Below are 17581 nucleotides of genomic sequence, written 5' to 3' on the forward strand. Positions count from 1 at the left end.
CGCAGGCCACTGCTCGCCGAGACGGGCGAACCGCAGGTCGTCCAGCGCCTCGCGCCGGTTCTCCGCCTCGGCGTCCGCCGCCAGCTCGAAAGCCTCGCGGGCTTCCCTGATGATCTCGTCGTCGGACAAGGCTTTGACCCTCAAAAGGCGACACGTGAAAACGCCCGCACGAGCGAGCCCGGCGGGTGGAAAGGCGGCCCCTCCTCAAGCAGGAAGTCAGGGCCACGACGGCTGAATGAAGGAGCGAACCGGAGCCTCACCGCAGAGCCGCGGGCGCACCAATCAACGCTGACAAAACTTTACCGAATTCGCGCGCGGGTGTCAAGAACAAAACACGAACAACTACCTCAGTAGTGGAACCGGCACTGCGCGATCTCCAGCTGCTGGGCCGCGCCCTTGCCGGAAACGCGATAGACCAGACGATCCTCGATCGTGATCCGCCGCGACCGCCATCCCTGGAGATCGCCGCGCAGCGGTTCGGGCTTGCCGGTCCCGCGGAAAGGCTCGCGCAGGCATTCCTTGATCAGGCCGTTCAGCCGGTCGAGCGTGTTGGCGGGCCAGAAATCTAGTCGTTGAGATTGTCCGCCAGGCCGTCACCCACGACCCGCCCAAGCGTTTCGGGTGCAACGCCCAGTAGAGCTCTAGTGGAGGGCTTTGTTGCGTACTGGAGGCGCTGAAGAGGCGTAAACCGCGGCATCAGCTGACCATTTACCCGGGCGCGACCGTGGATGCGGCGGTGAACTTGCGCACCCGTATGCTCGACGCCGTCGATGACCCGGTCAGTCATGGGTTTGATGTTCAGCCAGTGGTTTGCGACACGGTCCGGCACCCAGCCGGGGATGTGTTGGCGCTCTATGATGTGGTGGCCCGGTTGGAAGGCGTCGATCAGGCCTTCCTTTCCATAGGCCTTCCGAAGGGCGTTCCAGGTCTGGCTTCGACCAAATCGTATCCCGCCTTTGACGAGGTCGCTCCCGACGTCTCCTACGCCGGTGAGTTCAAGCCCCGCCAAGCCCACGTTGGCCGCCGCCAGGAACGGATGGCCCTCCTGAAAGTCGGCGACAGCTTCATGCGCGGAGCCAACGACGGGCACGATCGATTCCGCGAGACCTGGATGGCCCATCGGATGAAGGGGCCTGCCGTTTGCGTCCTTCGCCATGAAGTCCTGGAAGCCCTTCTTCATGGTTGCCCCAAACCGTTGCCCCAAATCGTCGTCACCTGAGCCGCCAATGAGTTGGTCGGCGTCGCTGCTTCCAACAAGGAGATCGTCGGACGCGGCGGCATCGTCCGTGCTCCGCGCCCGATAGCGTCGCAGCATCTCGTCGTAGGCGTCCCCATCCGGATCCGGCACGGATTGGGGCTCGCCCCGGGGCATGAAAGGCATTGGCTGCTCCTGGTTGGCAGACGCGAGGCGCGCAAACGCAGGCTCCCGTCGAGCCGGCGGCGATCCTCAAAATTCGAAGGCGGGGAGCGAAGTCTGCGCCGCGGGCGCACCAATCAACGCTGCCAAAACTATCTCAAATTCGCGCGCGGATGTCAAGAACAAAATGCGAACAAAATGATTCCATCGCCCCACACCCCGCCCAAGGCGCCGCTTCTGGCCTTGACGTGACCGCGCCGCCCACGCTTCGTGGCGTGATGGTCAGCCTGAAGCGTCAGCTCGCGAAAACTGTGGAGCGCTTGACCGGCGCGCTGATCGTCCACCCGGCCGAGATTCATCAGCTGCCGGAGCGGCTTTGCCTGCGCCAGATGTTCGATCGCTTCGGGGTCGATGCGGTCTTCGACGTCGGCGCCAACGAAGGGCAATACGCCACCCAGCTTCGGCGGGACGTCGGCTTCAAGGGTGCGATCATCTCCTTCGAACCTATTCCGGAAGTGGCCGAGCGCCTGCGCGCGAGCGCCGAGGCCGATCCCCTGTGGTTCGTGGCGCCCCTGGCCCTGGACCGTGAAGGCGGCCCGGCGACCTTCAACGTCATGACCGCCAGCACCTTCAGTTCGCTGAACCGGCCGACCGCGGACCAGCCGGAGATCTACGAGGGCCAGAACACCGTCGCCCGCCAGATCCAGGTCATGCGATCGACGGTGGCCGCCGAGCTTCCGAAATGGCGCGAGCAGCTCGGCTTTTCCCGGCCGTTCCTCAAGATGGACACCCAGGGCAGCGACCTGGCCGTGGTCGAGGGCGCCGGCGACGCCATCCAATCCTTCGTCGGACTGCAGAGCGAGCTGGCGGTGCGCCATCTCTACGAGGGCACGCGGGGCTTCGCGGAGGTGCTCGACGTCTACGCCAACCTTGGCTTCCGCCTGAGCGCCCTGGTTCCCTGTTCGCGCGGCCACTTCCCCGATCTCATGGAGATCGACTGCATCATGTATCGGGCGGACGCAGCCTAGGGTTGGCGGCCGGCGGTTCAGAGCCGCCGCCCTGGGCGATTTGACTCCCTGCTCCCACGCCGCCGGCGCCCTCGCGAAATCCATCATACCGCTGTTCGCAACGGTCAGTTGAGTGCCGTCATGCGGGGATTCTGTTAAGCTTCTCAAATTGTTGCTCCGGACGGATACCCGGGGTCGGTGGGGCGTTTCGACTTCGTGCTTACATAATGGATGCAGCAATTCCCGGGTTCGGAGATGGGAGACTTCGGAACCTCTGCTGAGCAGGGCGCCGCCGCTCGCCGCGGGGGAGTTGGCGAAGTCGTGTCGGGTGCGCCCAGCCGGCTTCGCGACCTCATCGGCGGCCTCCGCTCCAGCCGCGCCCAGTTCATCGAGCGCGAGCTGCGCTACCGGACCCTCTTCGAAGGCGTCTCCGACGGTTTCGCCATGGTGGAAACGGTGCGCGACGCGGCCGGCGGAGTCATCGACTACGTGGTCCTGGAAGCCAACCCGGCGCTCCACAGAATGCTCGGCGAGGAGGCGTCGCTGGTCGGGCGGCGGCAGAGCGAGATCCTGAGCAACTCGCCGCCGGCCTTGCTGCAGGCCTTGCTGCAGGCCTGCGAAACCGCGCTGAAGGGCCACCCACTGCACTTCGAATACCACCGCCCGGGCGGCCCACGCTGGTTCGACATCCACCTCAGCCAGATCGGCCGCGACCGGCTCGCCCAGCTGGTGGTCGACGTCACCGAGCGCAAGCGCGCCGAGGCTCGCCAGTCCGAGATGTTCGACGAACTGAACCATCGGGTGAAGAACAACCTGGCCGTGGTCTCGGCGATGCTCTCCATGCAAGGCCGCGTGGCCCACTTGCCGGAGGTCCGCGATCACCTGGCCAGGGCCGTCGACCGGATCCAGACCATCGCCGACGTGCACGCCAGCCTCTACCGCTCCGGCCGCAAGGACGAGGTGGATTTCTCCACCTATCTGCATGACCTCTGCGCGCGGCTCGGCGAGTCGGTCGTCGACAAGGCCCGCGTGCAGCTGACGGTCGAGGCCGAGCCTTCGGTCCTGTCGCTCGACAAGGCCGTCGCCCTCGGCGTGGTCGTCAACGAGCTCATCACCAACGCCGCCAAGCACGCCTATCCGGCGCCGGCGGTCGGGACGATCTCGGTGAAGCTGACGCGCGAGGGCGCGGGCCTGCGCCTGCAGGTCGACGACAGCGGACCCGGCCTTCCCGACAAGCCCAACCCGGCCGGCCTCGGCATGCGGCTGGTCCGCTCCTTGGTCCAGCAGCTCGGCGCGACCCTGGATACCGACTGCCGGGACGGCGCGGCCTTCACCGTGCGCCTTCCGAACACGGGCGCGACCGAACCCGCCCCGGACAGCCAGGCCCGGCTGCTCTAGTGTCCCGATTCCGAAGTTCGCAAGCGCTTGCGGTTGGCTGTGGCGAACTTCGGAATCGATGAGGACACTAGCAAGCCGATTTTTCTAGTGTGCTTTTTGGATTTGAAGTTCGCTCGGCGCGTGGCCCGTGAGTAGGGCGAACTTCAAATCCAGCACACTAGCGCTCACCCCATCCACCCCAGCGGCTCGCCCATCCCCGGCCGCGCAGGCCGCTTCGCCGCCGCTCCACCCGCGCGATTGGCGGCGAACTCGCCGAAGGCGTCGGCGCCGTGGCTGGCCTGGTCGTGCAGCGGGCCGCCATAGCTACGCGTCGCCCGGTTCCAGCGCTTGCGGTAGCCGCGCAGCCGCTCGAGGCCGCCGGCGCACTTGGCCGCATCGAACCAGGTCATCGGGATCATCAGCCGCCCGGCGTTGATCCGCTCCTCCGGGTCCATCGCCGCCCCCACGGAGATCGGCGACACGCCCAGTCCGCCCAGGGTCTCGAACCGCGAGCGGCCCGCCGCCCCCAGCTCGCGCACCATCACGTCGTGCGGCAGGTGATGGGTCCCGAACACATAGGGCTTGCCGGCCAGCGCCTGGCGCACCACCGCCTGCAGCCCCTCGCCCGAGGTCTCGAAATAGTCGATGGCCCTGACCTCGCGTCCGGCCTGCTGGAAGAACCAGACCGCCGTGTAGTCGTCGATGCCGAGGTCCCAGGCGGTGTCCACCTTCAGCGCCGGGTCGTAGGGCACGCGCCCCACCCGCCCCTCGCGCTCGGCCTGCGCCAGCAGGCTCGCGTAATAGGCCCCGGGCGCGGCGGCGTCGAAGTCCACCAGGTACTCCGAGGCATACCGCGCCTCCCCCTCCTCCTCGCTGCCCAGCTCGGCGATCATCTCGGCCCGCTCCCGCTCCAGCTGCTCGCGGCTGAACACGTCGGTGTCCGTCGCCGGCGAGCGCAGGGTGAACCACTCGTCCGGCCGCAGCCTGCGGCTCTCGAACGCCCGCGTCGCGTGCCCCCGCCCGCGCGGCGTCCACAGGAACAGCGCCCAGCCCCCGTTCTCCGCCAGGATCGGCCGGATGAAGCTCCACGCCTCGGGCTTGGCCAGCGACCACTCGGAGAACACCACGCCGGCCGGCGGCGAGCCCATGAGCGAGTTGAAGTTGTCGGACCCGACGACCTGCCAGGTCGAGCCCTCCTTGAGGTGGATCATCATCTCGGCGTCGCGCGTCCGCGTCCGGATCGACTTCGGGAACGCCTCGTCGATCCGCCGTTTGCCGCTGTGGGGGTTGACCGCGTCCCAGATCGCCTTGCGGCCCTGGCTCGCCTCCGGCAGCAGATGCCAGTACGTCCCTTGGGACTCCATGGCCTGACAAGCGGCCCAGTTCAGCGCCACCTCGTCCTTGCCCCAACGCCGATGCGCCACCACGTCGGCCCGCTTGCCGCCGCCCTCAAGGTAGTCCCAGAGCGGCTGCTGATAGCCGCGCGGCCGCCAGCGCCGCGGCACGATTGCCTTACTCAAAGGGCGGCCTCCGTCGCATCGGCCTCGGCTTCGTCTTCCGGCGTCACCTCGCTGAAGCGCTTGACGATAACCGTCAGCCCCTCAGGGGCGTCGAACTCGCAGCCGACCTTCGGGCGCCCGTACCCCCTGTCCATCACTTCTCGCGCCGCAGCCAGCTTGACCGGCGCGGGCGCGTCCTTGTCCAGCATGATCTTGGCCAGCGCCTCGAGCGCCAGGAAGCTCATCGCTTGCGCCTTGCGCCGCAGCTTCTCCGCAGGCGTGCGAGGTCGAGGACGCGCAGCCGCGCGCCCGCCTTTGGTGGACATCGGAAACTCCTGAATTGTTGAGGAATTGGGCCCGCTTTGCGGGCGCCGCGAGTCATCGGAGGATAACCCAAGGTTGCGGCGTGATGGTCACGGCGCCTGTCGTCGGGCCGCGCGATGAGGATCCTGCTTATCAAGGCCATGGCCGAGGGCCACCCCTACAGCCGCTTTGTGCTTTCGCTGCAGGGGGCGCTGTCCGAGCTGGGACATCAGGCCCTGGTCTCCGACCAGTCCGTTCACGTCGTGAACGGCGTAGCGCCGGCCGACCATCTCGCGGCCGAGCTTCAGGCGGCGCGCTACGACGCCGTGCTCTCCTTCAGCTCCTTCTTCGGCGGTGTCACGCTCAGCGACGGGAGGTCCTTGTTCGACGCCCTGGGCGTGAAGTTCGTCGGCTGGCAGCTCGATCACCCGATCTATGCTCCGCACAGCCTCGCCAGCGTGCTGCAGGGCAGGTACGCCATCTATTCAAACCCCAGTCACCTGCGGTACGCCCAGGCGGTCAAGCTGCCTGGGCAGGGCATGACGATGCTGCCAAGTGGAGAGCCGCCGCGGGCTGCGACGAAAGACTATCGCTCGCGTGAATGGCCGGTGTTCGCGGCCGCCACCTGGAACGGCGAGCCGCAGCGCCTGTGGGAACAAGCAGAGGACAGTCCGGGCAAGCGCCTGTTGCAGGGCGTCGTCGATCGCCTGCTGGCCGATCGCGAAGCCTCGCTGCTGGACGCGTTCAACGATACGGCTGCGACGCTGGAGCTCGGCGCGCGCCTGGGGGACGATGCCGGGTTCGATGCGCAGATGCACAACTTCCTCCGCGAGCCGCTGACCTATGTCCGCAACATGGACCGGATCAGCATTATCCGTTCGCTCGTCGACGCCGGGCTACCGGTGACGATCTGCGGGGCCGGGTGGGAGGCGTTTCTGGGCGAGCGCCGCCATGTGACCTACCTCGCCGAGGTCAAATTCGAGGATATTTCGGCGCTCTACGGCAATTCACGGGTTGTCCTGAACCTGAACGCCGCGAACGGCGCATGCGAGCGCGCGATCTACGCCGCCCTCGCCGGCGCCGCCGTCGCCTCGGATTTCAGCCAGCCGCTGGACGAACTGTTCGGCGGCGGCAAAGCGATCGGCTTCTTCAACCGCGCTGAACCCGGCTCGGCGGCGGACGTCGTCGGCAGGCTGCTCGACCTCGACGAGGGGGAGGCCGTCGCACGGAGCGGCCAGGAGAAGGTCATGCGATCCGGCCTATGGCGTCACCGGGCGCAGCAAATCGTCGACTTCGTCGGTGCGGCGTGAACGCCGCCAGGCCAAATCTGCATAGATCGAAACCGGACGACCCTTATCCGTCGCTTGACCCGCAACCAAGCGACCGCGAACGTCCGAACAGGCGCCGGCTCCCGCAACCGACCGCCGCCAAACACAAGCGGGCCATCGGGACCGACGCATGATCCTTCGCCACCTCATCACCGCCACCGCGGCGGCCCTTACCCTTGCGGCGACCACCGCCTACGCCGCCGACACCGCCAAGGTCGCTCAAGGCGCCCTTCACGGCCATGTCTCCGGCGCGGTCGCCAGCTTCAAGGCCATCCCCTTCGCCGCCCCGCCGGTGGGCGAGCTGCGCTGGCGCCCGCCGCAAGCCCCCAAGGGCTGGACCGGAACCCGCGACGCCACGGCCTTCGGCCCCATGTGCATGCAGATGCGCCAGGTCGCCCCGGACGTGAAACAGTCCGAGGACTGCCTGACCCTCAATGTCTGGACCCCGGCCAACTTCAAGCGTGGCGCCAAGCTGCCGGTGATGGTCTGGATCCACGGCGGCTCGTTCACCGGCGGCTCGGGCTCCAACTTCATCTATGACGGGACCCACTTCGCCCAGAAAGGCGTGGTGCTGGTCACGGTGAACTATCGCCTCGGCCGCCTGGGCTTCTTCGCCCACGCGGCGCTCACCGCCGAGCAGCCCGGCGCCCCGCTCGCCAACTACGGCATGATGGACAACCTCGCGGCCCTGAAGTGGGTCAAGGCCAACATCGCGGCCTTCGGCGGCGATCCGGCCAACGTCACCGCCTTCGGGGAGTCCGCCGGCGGCATCCTGATCAACGACCTCATGGCCTCGCCCCAGGCCAAGGGGCTGTTCGCCAAGGCGATCTCCGAGTCCGGCTTCGGCCGCATCCCCGGCCTGCCGATGGCCGCCGCCGAAAAGGTCGGCGTCGACTACGCCGCGGCCTTGGGCGTCACCGGCTCCGGCCCGGAAGCCCTGAAGGCGCTCCGCGCGCTCAGCGCCGAGCAGCTCTCCAAGCCCGCCGGCCAGGTCACCCCGATCCTCGACGGCAAGGTCCTGCCGGAGGGTCCCGCCGCCGCCTTCGCCGCCGGTCGCGAGCTCAAGGTGCCCTACATCGCCGGCGGCAACAGCTGGGAAGCCAGCCTGTTTCCGAAGACCACCCCGCTCGATCGCGCCGGCCCGCTCCGCGACAAGTTGATCGCCGCATATGGCAGTCCCTCGGACCTCATGAACGTCCAGTGGGACCTGGGCACGGAAGCCGCCGTCATCGAGCCCGACCGCCTTCTCGCACGCCTGCACACGAAGAACGGCCAGAGGGCCTGGGTCTACTACTTCTCCTACGTGCCGGCCGCCCAGCGCGCCGCCATTCACGGCCTCAGCCACGGCGGCGAGATCATCTACGTGTTCGACAACGTCCCCGACAAACCGACCCCCTACGGCGGCCGCACCATCGCCGCCGCCACGCCGGAGGACCGCAAGATCAGCGGCCAGGCCATGGCCTACTGGGTCGCCTTCGCCAAGGCCTCCGATCCCGACAGCGCCGGCGGCGTGGCCTGGCCTCGCTACGACCCCGCCACCGAGACGGTGCTCGAGTTCGGCGCCGATGGCGTCCATCCCCGCCCCGCCTTCCACCGGGCCACCCTCGACCTCGTCGAGCAGCTCGCGGCGGCGGCGCGGTAGGTCAGGTCTCCCGCCATGACGTAATCACGGCGCGGCGGCGGTCGGGACCGCACCAAGGAACATCGCCGTCAGGCTGATCGTGTCGATCAGTCCGTGCAGCACCATGCAGCCAACCAGATTGCGCCGACCGGCCAGCAACACCACGCCCAGCACCAGCCCCATCCCGCCCGTCACCAGCGCGCCCCCCAGGCCCTGATAGATGTGGCCCAAGCCGAAGAGGCCGGCCTGCACCACCAGGGTCGGCGCGACGGCCCATCGACCGCCGCCGAACAGGCGCTCGATCCGCGACCACAGGAACCCGCGGAACTGCAGCTCCTCGCCCACGGCGGCGGAGACCCAGGCCACCACCAGCCACTGGGCGAAGGCCCATGGGTGGCCCTGCAGCGCTCCAAGAGCGCCGAAGCTGGGGGGGGAAAGGCCAAGCGCCGGGAAGGCGAGCAATACGCAGGCGGCGTTTGAGGCGATGGCCGCGAGATAGCCTCCCACGACCAGCCCCGCCACCCGTCGGATCGAAGCCGGCGGCGCCAGCCCGACCGAACGCCAGCCTTCGCCGCGTCGCCGCATCAGCATCGTCGCCACGATCAGGAGAACCAGCATTTCAGCCGGCGCGGCCAGCCGCGTGAAGGCGCCGCTCGGCGTCCGGCCGCCCAATCTGCTGACGACCACCGCCTCCAGAACGAGGACGCCCAGCCAGATCGCCACATCGACGACCGCGCCCAGGCGGCCGCCCGGTGCGCCAGCCGTCCTGTCCTTCGCGACTTCCATCACGCCCCCGCTCCCGCCGGCCCTAGTTCAGGTCACCCTCAGGCGACGTTGCGGCCAACTCCCTGTCGATCTCGGAAACGTAGGCCGGAGGATAGCGGTCCTTGAATCGGGCCCACCACTTGCTTCCCCCTGCAGTTGAAAGCCTCTCGACGAGGCCACGCACCACGCCCCTCGACCACTGTCCCTCCGATCCAAGCCGGAGCCTTGAGCGATCCCAGAGATGGAATGAAATCCAGAGGTTTTCCGAGAGCAGCATGTCGAATCGCAGGCGGTCATGCGGCTCCAGCGGGGCGCCGGCCAAGCCCTGGATCCAAAGTTGCGCCACCTCGCGATTGTTGGCGATCGCCAGCCTGAACGCCGAATTCTGGCCAAGCGCCGCATTGGCCTCGCCGCGGGCAAGCTGCACCGTGTTTTGGCGCAGCTGGAAGCCGACGTACGCCAGCGAGATCACGACCGCGGCGCCGCCCGCGATCTGCGCAACATAGGACGCTTGCTCCAGTGACATCATCACCCTCGATGCTCCCGCCAAGTTGCAGCCAGGCTGCCGCCGAAAGCTAAGTTTGTGTGCGCCATCGAGCGGTATAGCTTGACCTTATGCGCGCCTTCACGGTCCGAAACAGTGTGTTCTTGCTAGCCATCTTGGCGGGACGCAACTGATCGCGTCCATCGCCGCGGCGCGCCTGCCGTCACGCTGACGCCGCGGCCGCGCACCTCAGAGCACGGGCCCACCACGGCCGAACGCCCAGGTTATCGGCAGTCGACGTAAGTCATCGCGAAGACGTCACTTGACGTCGCACCGGATGGCGCAGATTGTTTAACTGCGCATGTACCAATTTAGCTTCGTTCGTAAGCTTCCGCGTGTGCGCTGTCTATTTGCCGGCCGATCGCTTAGGGCAATTCTACTCTAGGCTGAGTTCTGGCGCCCTTATCGACGAGTTGTTACCGGGCATGGTTGTCCGCTTTTGCTCCTCGTCGGCGAGCGCCCAGTTTTTTGCACGTCAACCTGTCGGGGGCTTTCACCGAAAATCCAAGATGGAGGAAATTATGATCATGTTCTCCACTCGTGCTCGGATCGTGGGCCCGATCCCCGACGCCATGACTTGGGCCCATGAAGTCGCCGGCATCGTAACCAAGATTTCGGGAGTTGAGGTCCAGGTGGCGGCGCGCGTCGGCGGTCACTCCGACGTCCTGTGGGTTACCCGCCTTGAAAACATGGCCGCGGTCGAAAAACTCATGGACCAGCTCCAGGCCGCGCCTGACTACGACGCCTCGATCCGGCAGGCGCTCGCGAAGGGTCTTTTCGAGACCCACAGCATCGAGCAGGCGTTCTGGCGCACGGCCTGATTTCGTACTCGGGGCGGCCAATCAGTAGGGAGGCGCCCGTCGGGCGCGCTGGGCCCTCGCGGCTTCGGTCCACCAGGCGAGATCGTCCGCAAAGCGTCCGAACGCGCGCTCGAGGGCCTGGCCCGCCTCCCCGGCCGGCTGCGCGTCGGCGCTCAGCGTGTCCGTGATGGGACCGACCGTGAGCGTGCTTGAGATCACCACCATGCCCATCTCCGACAAGGTGCCGTGCCAGGCGACGTTGGCGCGCGCGCCGGATATTCGCCGCAAGGAATAGCTGGCGATCCCAGCGGGGCGCCAAAACCACTCCTCGAGAAAATGGTCGGTCAGGTTCTTCAGCCCCGGCTGGACCCCCCAGTTGTATTCACCGGTGACGAAGACAAAGGCGTCGGCGGACCGGATCTTCGCGGCCAGGTCTTCCATGGCCGGCGGCGCGGATCCCGGCGCAAATTCCTTGTACATCCGGTCGAGCATCGGAAGGCCGATGCGTTTGGCGTCGATGAGTTCCGGCTCGTCGCCCCGCGCGCGCAGCCGCGCCACGATGTATTCGGCGAGCCGGATGCCCAGTCGATCCGTCCGGTACGACCCATAAAGAACGAGGATTCGGTCGGCCATCCGCCACTTGTAGCCCCTTCGCCGCCTCGAACGCACGCCGCCAGGGTGTGTCGGAAAAGTTGGCTGTCGCGCTCATGATCCCAGGCAAAGATCGGTGCTATCCTGGCCTGGGGGCACTCAATGGCCGCAACCGACACCACCGTCCTTCGCCGCGACGCCACGGCCGTTGCGGGCAACGGCTCCGTCGGCCTCTTCGGGGCGACGGCCCTGGTTGCCGGGAGCATGATCGGCTCGGGCATCTACCTGCTGCCGGCCAGTCTGGGCGGCGTGGGATCCATCTCGATCCTCGGCTGGATCGCCGCCACCGCCGCCGCCCTGGCGCTCGCCGGCATGTTCGCCTGGCTGGGCATCGCAGCGCCGGCCGCCAAGGGCCTTCCCGGCTATGTGGAGGCCGGCCTCGGCCCGTTCTTCGGCGTCCAGACGGCGGTGGCCTACCCCGCGACGAACTGGATCGGAGTCTCGGCGATCGCGCTGGCGGCCGCCGGCGCGGTCGGCTACCTCGTGCCGGCCTTGGCCGGACCCACGCCCCGGCTTGCGCTCACCCTCGCGTCCATCTGGCTCGGCGTCGGCGCCTGCTGGTTCGGCCCCCGCGCGGTCGCCCGTATCGAGGGTCTGACGCTCGCCTTCGGCCTCCTGCCGGTCCTGGTCGCCGCGACCGTCGGATGGCTGGCCTTCCATCCGGCCGTGTTCATCGCGTCCTGGAATCCGCGGGGCCTGGGGCTCGTGTCGGCTGCCGGGTCCTCGGCGCTGACCGCCTTCTGGGCCTTCCTGGGCGTCGAGTGCGCCGCGGCGACCGCCGGCGTGGTGCGCGATCCGGCGCGCAATGTGCCACGCGCCACCCTGGTCGGCGTCATAGCCGTCGCCGCGCTCTACATCTCCGCCTGCGCCGTGCTGATGGGCATCCTGCCGGCCGCCGCCCTGGCCAGCTCATCGGCGCCCTTCGCCCAGGCGGCCCGCACCACCCTCGGCGTCGGCCTCGCCGCGCTGATCGCGGTGTGCGGCCTGCTGCGGGCCCAGGGCTGCCTGACCGGCTGGACCCTGGTGACCAGCGAGACCACCCGCAGCGGCGCCGACGCCGGTGTCTTCCCCTCGCTCTTCCGCACTCGGCCAGGCGAGCGGGTGTCGGCCATCAACCTCGCGCTCGCCGGCGGTCTGATGAGCCTGGTGGCGATCGCCACCGCCGGCCCCACCCTTGGACGCCAGTTCGGCGTGCTGGCCGACGTCGCCGTCATCCTCTGCCTCTACGCCTATATCCTGGCCGGCGGCTCGCTCATCCGGCTTTCCGGCCGCCTTGCGCCCAGCCGGCGGCTGGCAGCCCGCGCCACGGCGCTGCTCGCCATGGGTTGCAGCCTCGCCCTCATGGCCGCCGGCAAGCCGCTTGAGCTGGCGTTCGGTCTCGTCCCCGTCGCCGCCGGGGCCCTCCTGTATCTTTGGCTGCGCCGAAGCTAGTTTGGCGGGGCCAAGTCTTGCCGGAGGCGCCATGCTGCGGGCCGATCTCTATTGCGGCGACGAGGCCCTGCGCACCGACCGGGCGCAGATCCTGCGGCGCACCTGGCAGTTCGTCGGCCATGAGGCGATGGTCCCGAACCCCGGCGACTACCTCGCCGAGGAGATCGGCGGCGCGCCGGTGGTTGTGGTGCGCAACGCCGAGGGCGGGCTCGCGGCCTTCCACAACGTCTGCCGGCATCGGGCGGGCGCGCTGGTGGCCGACGGCGCTGGCCATTGCGGCGAAGCCTTCGTCTGCCGCTACCACGGCTGGCGCTACGCGCTGGACGGGCGCCTGCGCAGCGCCACGGACTTCGGCGCCGCCGCCGGGTTCGACCCGCGCCGGTACGGGCTCTTTCTGGTGCGGGTGGAGACCTGGCGCGGCCTGGTGTTCGTCAACCTCAACCTCGCGGCCGCCGCGCTCGCCGAGGCGCTCGCGCCCCTGGGGGACGCCGCCGCGTTTCCGGCGTTTCCGCTGATCGAGCGGCGCAGCCATGCGCTGGCCTGCAACTGGAAGACCTACGTCGAGAACTATCTCGAGGGCTACCACCTGCCCCTGGTGCATCCTGAGTTCGACGCCGACGTGGTGGTCGCCGACTACCGGGTCGAGATCGAGGGCCAGGTCGTCTTCCATTCCGCCCCGCCCCGCGACGCCGGCGTCTACGCCGGGACCTGGGCGTGGCTGTGGCCCAATCTGGCGATCAACACCTATCGCCACGGCTACATGATCGAGCGCATGACCGCCGTGGGACCCGAAGAAACCCGACTGGACTATTTCTACTTCTTCGACCCTGCGCGCACGGCTGAGCTCGCGCAGATGTTCGCCGTCTCAGACCGGGTCACCGCTCAGGACAAGCAGGTCTGCGAAGAGGTGCAGCGCAACTTGCGGACCGGAATCTATCGCGGCGGCGTACTCTCCCCGAAGCATGAGCACGGGGTCGCCTGGTTCCAGGCCCGCGTCGCCGAAGCCCACGGCGAACCTGCGCCCGCAAAGCTGTCGGCGGCCTCGTAGCCCTCAGGCCCGAGGGCAGACGCGCCTCATTCGCCAGGCGCGGACTCGCCGTCCACCTTCGAAGAGATGACGCCGAAGTCCGCGGACTTCGTGCGGCCGTTCGGCAGGGTGACGCCCTCCGCAGCCAGACCACGCTTCAGCAGTTCGCGCACCGCCGCAGCCCGGCTCGGCATCCGCCTCTGGAACCGCCAATCGTCCAGCGCCGCCAGTTCATCCTCTGTGAGCATGATTTGCAGCCGTTCCGGCCGCGACAGGTCATTCATCCCACCCCTCCTCCGATCGAAACTTCGGCCGCCCCGACTGTAGGCGTGGCTGAAAGCCAACATTTTCAGCAAAAGGCGTCAAGACCGCTGCTTACTCATTTCATACTTTTCGCTATCGCTGCACAAGGCCCTCGATTTCAGCCTTTGGGGGAATAGATGTCTGGGGTGGTAAAGTCTAAATTATGTAAAATTGGATATTTTGGCATCCGCCTCCAATTTAACGGGCAATTTGACGCTGCCTTCCATGGAACTATGTTGCTTACAATTTATTTATGCTTGATGATGATGGAGGGTTGTTCTCCGCTAGCACGAATGGTGCGAGTAAATGATGATTACGGTTGATATCGGTTCCGATAAGTCAGATACTCTACTTAGAGAAGCTCACCATCGCATCGCCAATAATCTGGCGTTGCTCGCAGGCTTTGTGCGGCTGCAGTCGTCCCAGGTTGCGAAGGCCAAGAGGACCCTGACGATAGCCGAGGCCTGTCTGATGCTCGACGAGGTGGGCGTTCGGATCGAGACCGTGGGACGCCTGCATCACCTCCTCGGAGGTCGGCTCAACAGCGGGCTTATCGACCTGGATGAGTACCTGGCGTCTACCTGTGGCATCCTCGCGCAGTCGGTGTGTCTGAACCGGCCGATAGAACTGAATTGCGACGCGAAGCCCTGCACCATCGAGCCGGAGAGAGCCGGTCTGCTCGGCCTGATCGTCACTGAACTGGTGACCAACGCGGTCAAGTACGCTCACCCAGCCGGCGCCGCCGGGCGTATCGATGTCAGTTGCCGCAGCCCTCGCGGCGGCGACTTGATCCTGACGGTTCTCGACGACGGAGTCGGCTTGCCCGAGGGGTTCAACCCTGCAGTTGACGGCGGCCTGGGCATGCGGGTCGTTCGCTCGCTCGCCGAGCAGATGGGCGCGGCCTTGGATTTCGCCAGCAGCCCGCTTGGCCTCGCGGTCACTGTGACGGCGCCTTCGGGAGAAGCCGGTCGCTCCGCTCCGGCGTCGACCGCGGTCACCTAGGCGCCTGGCTTCGGCGCCGAATGGCGGGCGCACCGATCAACGCTGCCCGAAGTCTCTCAAATTCGCGCCCGGTTGTCAAGAACAAACAGGGAACTAATTGGCGCACAGCGATCGCTTGCCGACACGCAGAATTCCCACCGGCAACAAGATTTCGCTTCTTCGTTACGGTGAGGTCCAAGCGTCGCCCTGATCGGTTGCGAATGTCCCCCTCAGCGGGAGGTTGATCCCGCGAATGGAGCCAATCAAAACGCGACGCGCCACACTCCACCCCACCTCCCCAGGGGCGTAGCGCGACAGAGACCCTCCCATCCCCCCAGGGAGGGTCTCCCTTTCTTCAAAAGAAGGGCCGCCGCCTGGAGCGGGACTTTCCCCGCCGGTCCATCGCAACCACATTCAATCTTTATGGGCGAGCTGCGATGAGCAGCGTTCCGCCGATGGCCTGAGGCTTGGCAATGCTCGCAGAAATGGACCACGGCAAGGCGCCGAACATCCTCATCGTCGACGACGACACCGGGCTGCGAAATTGCATCGCCGACTATCTGAACGGCGAAGGCTATTCGGTCGCATGCGCCCATGACGGCCCTGCGATGGACCGCTCTCTGAATTCCGTTCAGGTCGATCTTGTGCTTCTCGACGTCATGTTGCCTGGCGAGGACGGTCTTTCGATCTGCCGCCGCGTGGTCGATGGGCGCGGCCCGCCCATCATCATGCTGAGCGCCGCCGGGGAGGAGATCGACCGCGTGATCGGCCTGGAACTCGGAGCCGACGACTATCTGGCCAAGCCCTGCAGTCCGCGCGAACTCCTGGCTCGAATTCGCGCGGTCCTTCGTCGACGGACCGACGGCAACCCACTGGTCGCGCCCCCTCGCAGTTACCAGTTCAGCGGATACACGCTTGACGTTCCCCGCCGCGCCCTTCGCGGCCCCGACGGCGTCACGATCCTGCTGAGCGCCGGGGAAGTCGCCTTGCTTTTGGCCTTCGTCGCCGCACCTCGGCAGATATTGAGCCGCGACAGGCTGATCGAGAACACGATGGGCGCTGACGCAGACGTCTTTGACCGCGCCGTCGACGTGCAGATCAGCCGGCTTCGCCGCAAGCTTAATCACGGCGCGCTGAACGAGGTGATCCGCACCGTCCGCGGCCTCGGATACATCTTCGACGCCAAGGTCACCCGCAACTGACTCCGGGACCGCGCGCTCCGCGGCGCCCTCCTGCTGACGCCGAATGTCCTTCAGGGCTGGTCTGGGGCAAAGGCTGCGCTCACTGACGCCGGCGCGCGCGCTCCAAGCCAAGACTCTGTTGGTAAAACAATGTGATAGCCCCACCACCAAAGATCGCCAGCCCGCCCCATCTATTTCGATGACCGCGACACAACAGCCCTAATCCTGACGGCCGCCGGGGCCATCTATGTCGCGCACCTGGATGGAGATCGGCCATGGCAAGCTTCAACGCGACGTTTCGAACGGACCGTTCGTCCGACAGCGGCGTGGCCCTTCGCTTTACGCCCGCTGAATGGCGCGCGGTCCTGGAGGATCGCGGCTTCCTGGCGAGTGGCGACAACCGGTTTGAGTCGCCGCGAAAGCTGATGGGCGTGCCGGTCGAAATCGTTCCGGACCATCGTTTTGGCTGAGTTTCTCGGTGTGGACCTGGCGGGGCGCCCACGGCGAACGCGGCCATAAGGCGGGGCCAACCAGGCGGCAAACCTGCCGTCGCAACTGAGAGAACAACCATGTCAGCACAACGCGGAACGGCGCCCAGGCCTGAAGACCTGACGCTTCATCGGCGGTATTCCACCAGGTCGGCCTACGCTCCCCCGGAACAGCGGGTGGAGGACGTAGAAGCCCGCCACGTCAGAGTCGTAGGCGTCGCATCGGCGCTCCTCGCGGTGTGCTTCGCCATCATCACGACGCTGATCTATACGCGCATGAGCGATAACACCTTTGGCGACGAGATCGCGTGGTTCGCTGCGGCCTTTTTCCTCGGAACCATCGTGCTGTCGTCTATGGCCATTCGGCGGCGGGCGGCCAGTTGGCACGTGGCCTGGATCGACCGGCTGCTATTGACCGGCCTGGCCGTATTGACGGTCTCGATGATCGTCATCGGCATGGACCTGCATTGACGACCTGCGAGGCGTGACAGCCTCGCCACCGCCCATCAACCCCATCAACGGATGAGCGCCCGGGGCGCAAGCCCTGGGTCCCCATGGATGCCGAAGCTCAGCGGCCGCGACATGGATCAACACCCCAACATCGTCAATGCGGCGTCGAACCTGCGCGGTATCTGCTTCCTTGCGGGCCCCGCCCCCGGCGGCGCACCAATCAACGCTGACCGAAGTGTCGCAAATTCGCGCGCGGATGTCAAGAACAAAATAGGAACATCGTGGCGCGCCCGCCGGCGCAAACCTCCCCACTCGCCGAGGGGGAACACCGATTTGACCTGCGGCGTTTATGCGCCGGGGCTCTCGTGCACCCTGACCCCTGGGAAGGCCAAGGAATGACTGCGCAATCCGACGTTTCCGCAGTCCCGGCCGCGCGGGATCCGGCCGAACTCGCCCCCGAAGTCGCCA

General features: G+C 67.0%; 19 protein-coding genes. 11 read left to right on the top strand and 8 right to left on the bottom strand.

The annotated features are described in order from the left end of the window. Nucleotides 1-347 precede the first annotated feature (347 nt). On the bottom strand, nucleotides 348-536 hold the full coding sequence (locus tag JWP28_RS08225) for a Txe/YoeB family addiction module toxin (RefSeq protein ID WP_366143788.1): 189 nt from the start codon (nucleotides 534-536) through the stop codon (nucleotides 348-350). A 29-nt stretch (nucleotides 537-565) separates the two neighbouring features. Continuing rightward, nucleotides 566-1381, bottom strand: coding sequence for a hypothetical protein (locus JWP28_RS08230; RefSeq protein WP_299541937.1), 816 nt, complete (start codon nucleotides 1379-1381; stop codon nucleotides 566-568). Between the two features lie 224 nt (nucleotides 1382-1605). On the opposite strand from JWP28_RS08230, the gene JWP28_RS08235 reads away from it, so the two are divergent. Together JWP28_RS08235 and JWP28_RS08240 are read left to right on the top strand one after the other, a co-directional pair. Next, nucleotides 1606-2385, top strand: a complete 780-nt coding sequence (locus JWP28_RS08235) for an FkbM family methyltransferase (protein ID WP_299541939.1) — start codon at nucleotides 1606-1608, stop codon at nucleotides 2383-2385. Nucleotides 2386-2685: 300 nt separating this feature from the next. Further along, entirely contained in the window at nucleotides 2686-3762 is a 1077-nt protein-coding gene (locus JWP28_RS08240) for a histidine kinase dimerization/phosphoacceptor domain -containing protein (RefSeq protein WP_299541940.1), read from the top strand. 164 nt (nucleotides 3763-3926) lie between these two features. Here JWP28_RS08240 and JWP28_RS08245 read toward each other — a convergent pair whose 3' ends face one another. Together JWP28_RS08245 and JWP28_RS08250 are read right to left on the bottom strand one after the other, a co-directional pair. Further along, complete coding sequence (locus tag JWP28_RS08245; protein ID WP_299541941.1) at nucleotides 3927-5261, bottom strand: hypothetical protein; 1335 nt, start codon at nucleotides 5259-5261, stop codon at nucleotides 3927-3929. Continuing rightward, nucleotides 5258-5485 carry a hypothetical protein gene (locus JWP28_RS08250; protein ID WP_299541942.1) on the bottom strand — a complete coding sequence of 76 codons (228 nt, stop codon included), beginning with the start codon at nucleotides 5483-5485 and terminating at the stop codon, nucleotides 5258-5260. Before JWP28_RS08250 ends, JWP28_RS08245 begins: the two co-directional genes overlap by 4 nt. 195 nt (nucleotides 5486-5680) lie before the next feature. Between JWP28_RS08250 and JWP28_RS08255 the strand changes: the two genes are divergently transcribed. Then, entirely contained in the window at nucleotides 5681-6853 is a 1173-nt protein-coding gene (locus tag JWP28_RS08255; RefSeq protein ID WP_299541943.1) for a glycosyltransferase, read from the top strand. A gap of 148 nt (nucleotides 6854-7001) precedes the next feature. Continuing rightward, the gene (locus JWP28_RS08260; RefSeq protein ID WP_299541944.1) at nucleotides 7002-8513 is read left to right on the top strand and encodes a carboxylesterase family protein; all 1512 of its coding nucleotides are present in this window, start codon (nucleotides 7002-7004) and stop codon (nucleotides 8511-8513) included. 24 nt (nucleotides 8514-8537) lie between these two features. Here JWP28_RS08260 and JWP28_RS08265 read toward each other — a convergent pair whose 3' ends face one another. Together JWP28_RS08265 and JWP28_RS08270 are read right to left on the bottom strand one after the other, a co-directional pair. Beyond that, nucleotides 8538-9278 (bottom strand): CPBP family intramembrane glutamic endopeptidase, encoded by a 741-nt coding sequence (locus JWP28_RS08265; protein WP_299541959.1) that lies wholly within the window; start codon nucleotides 9276-9278, stop codon nucleotides 8538-8540. Nucleotides 9279-9300: 22 nt separating this feature from the next. Further along, a complete protein-coding gene (locus JWP28_RS08270) occupies nucleotides 9301-9789 on the bottom strand; it encodes a hypothetical protein (protein ID WP_299541945.1) in 489 nt (162 codons plus the stop codon). Between the two features lie 533 nt (nucleotides 9790-10322). Between JWP28_RS08270 and JWP28_RS08275 the strand changes: the two genes are divergently transcribed. Beyond that, entirely contained in the window at nucleotides 10323-10622 is a 300-nt protein-coding gene (locus JWP28_RS08275) for a hypothetical protein (protein WP_299541946.1), read from the top strand. A 21-nt stretch (nucleotides 10623-10643) separates the two neighbouring features. Here the strand turns inward: JWP28_RS08275 and JWP28_RS08280 are convergent, their stop codons facing one another. After that, nucleotides 10644-11234, bottom strand: coding sequence for an NAD(P)H-dependent oxidoreductase (locus JWP28_RS08280; RefSeq protein WP_299541947.1), 591 nt, complete (start codon nucleotides 11232-11234; stop codon nucleotides 10644-10646). 120 nt (nucleotides 11235-11354) lie between these two features. On the opposite strand from JWP28_RS08280, the gene JWP28_RS08285 reads away from it, so the two are divergent. Together JWP28_RS08285 and JWP28_RS08290 are read left to right on the top strand one after the other, a co-directional pair. Continuing rightward, nucleotides 11355-12683 (top strand): amino acid permease, encoded by a 1329-nt coding sequence (locus JWP28_RS08285; RefSeq protein WP_299541948.1) that lies wholly within the window; start codon nucleotides 11355-11357, stop codon nucleotides 12681-12683. A 31-nt stretch (nucleotides 12684-12714) separates the two neighbouring features. Continuing rightward, complete coding sequence (locus JWP28_RS08290) at nucleotides 12715-13731, top strand: aromatic ring-hydroxylating dioxygenase subunit alpha (protein WP_299541949.1); 1017 nt, start codon at nucleotides 12715-12717, stop codon at nucleotides 13729-13731. 26 nt (nucleotides 13732-13757) lie between these two features. On the opposite strand, the gene JWP28_RS08295 is transcribed toward JWP28_RS08290, so the two are convergent. Then, nucleotides 13758-13994: a hypothetical protein gene (locus tag JWP28_RS08295; RefSeq protein ID WP_299541950.1), complete on the bottom strand. Its 237-nt coding sequence runs from the start codon at nucleotides 13992-13994 to the stop codon at nucleotides 13758-13760. A 325-nt stretch (nucleotides 13995-14319) separates the two neighbouring features. On the opposite strand from JWP28_RS08295, the gene JWP28_RS08300 reads away from it, so the two are divergent. From JWP28_RS08300 to JWP28_RS08315, 4 genes are all read left to right on the top strand, one after another. Continuing rightward, nucleotides 14320-15015, top strand: coding sequence for a sensor histidine kinase (locus JWP28_RS08300; protein WP_299541951.1), 696 nt, complete (start codon nucleotides 14320-14322; stop codon nucleotides 15013-15015). Nucleotides 15016-15479: 464 nt separating this feature from the next. After that, nucleotides 15480-16196, top strand: a complete 717-nt coding sequence (locus JWP28_RS08305; RefSeq protein WP_299541952.1) for a response regulator — start codon at nucleotides 15480-15482, stop codon at nucleotides 16194-16196. A gap of 254 nt (nucleotides 16197-16450) precedes the next feature. Further along, nucleotides 16451-16645: a hypothetical protein gene (locus JWP28_RS08310; RefSeq protein ID WP_299541953.1), complete on the top strand. Its 195-nt coding sequence runs from the start codon at nucleotides 16451-16453 to the stop codon at nucleotides 16643-16645. A 99-nt stretch (nucleotides 16646-16744) separates the two neighbouring features. Next, nucleotides 16745-17134 carry a hypothetical protein gene (locus JWP28_RS08315; protein ID WP_299541955.1) on the top strand — a complete coding sequence of 130 codons (390 nt, stop codon included), beginning with the start codon at nucleotides 16745-16747 and terminating at the stop codon, nucleotides 17132-17134. Nucleotides 17135-17581 lie beyond the last annotated feature (447 nt).

The sequence above is a fragment of the Phenylobacterium sp. genome, assembly GCF_028290885.1.
Classification (GTDB): domain Bacteria; phylum Pseudomonadota; class Alphaproteobacteria; order Caulobacterales; family Caulobacteraceae; genus Phenylobacterium.

Coding starts and splice junctions, on each gene's coding strand:
- JWP28_RS08260 (WP_299541944.1), top strand. CDS start 7,002: ATGATCCTTCGCCACCTCATCACCGCCACCGCGGCGGCCCTTACCCTT.
- JWP28_RS08315 (WP_299541955.1), top strand. CDS start 16,745: ATGTCAGCACAACGCGGAACGGCGCCCAGGCCTGAAGACCTGACGCTT.
- JWP28_RS08280 (WP_299541947.1), bottom strand. CDS start 11,234: ATGGCCGACCGAATCCTCGTTCTTTATGGGTCGTACCGGACGGATCGA.
- JWP28_RS08290 (WP_299541949.1), top strand. CDS start 12,715: ATGCTGCGGGCCGATCTCTATTGCGGCGACGAGGCCCTGCGCACCGAC.
- JWP28_RS08285 (WP_299541948.1), top strand. CDS start 11,355: ATGGCCGCAACCGACACCACCGTCCTTCGCCGCGACGCCACGGCCGTT.
- JWP28_RS08265 (WP_299541959.1), bottom strand. CDS start 9,278: ATGGAAGTCGCGAAGGACAGGACGGCTGGCGCACCGGGCGGCCGCCTG.
- JWP28_RS08300 (WP_299541951.1), top strand. CDS start 14,320: ATGATGATTACGGTTGATATCGGTTCCGATAAGTCAGATACTCTACTT.
- JWP28_RS08230 (WP_299541937.1), bottom strand. CDS start 1,381: ATGCCTTTCATGCCCCGGGGCGAGCCCCAATCCGTGCCGGATCCGGAT.
- JWP28_RS08250 (WP_299541942.1), bottom strand. CDS start 5,485: ATGAGCTTCCTGGCGCTCGAGGCGCTGGCCAAGATCATGCTGGACAAG.
- JWP28_RS08295 (WP_299541950.1), bottom strand. CDS start 13,994: ATGAATGACCTGTCGCGGCCGGAACGGCTGCAAATCATGCTCACAGAG.
- JWP28_RS08310 (WP_299541953.1), top strand. CDS start 16,451: ATGGCAAGCTTCAACGCGACGTTTCGAACGGACCGTTCGTCCGACAGC.
- JWP28_RS08275 (WP_299541946.1), top strand. CDS start 10,323: ATGATCATGTTCTCCACTCGTGCTCGGATCGTGGGCCCGATCCCCGAC.
- JWP28_RS08255 (WP_299541943.1), top strand. CDS start 5,681: ATGAGGATCCTGCTTATCAAGGCCATGGCCGAGGGCCACCCCTACAGC.
- JWP28_RS08305 (WP_299541952.1), top strand. CDS start 15,480: ATGGACCACGGCAAGGCGCCGAACATCCTCATCGTCGACGACGACACC.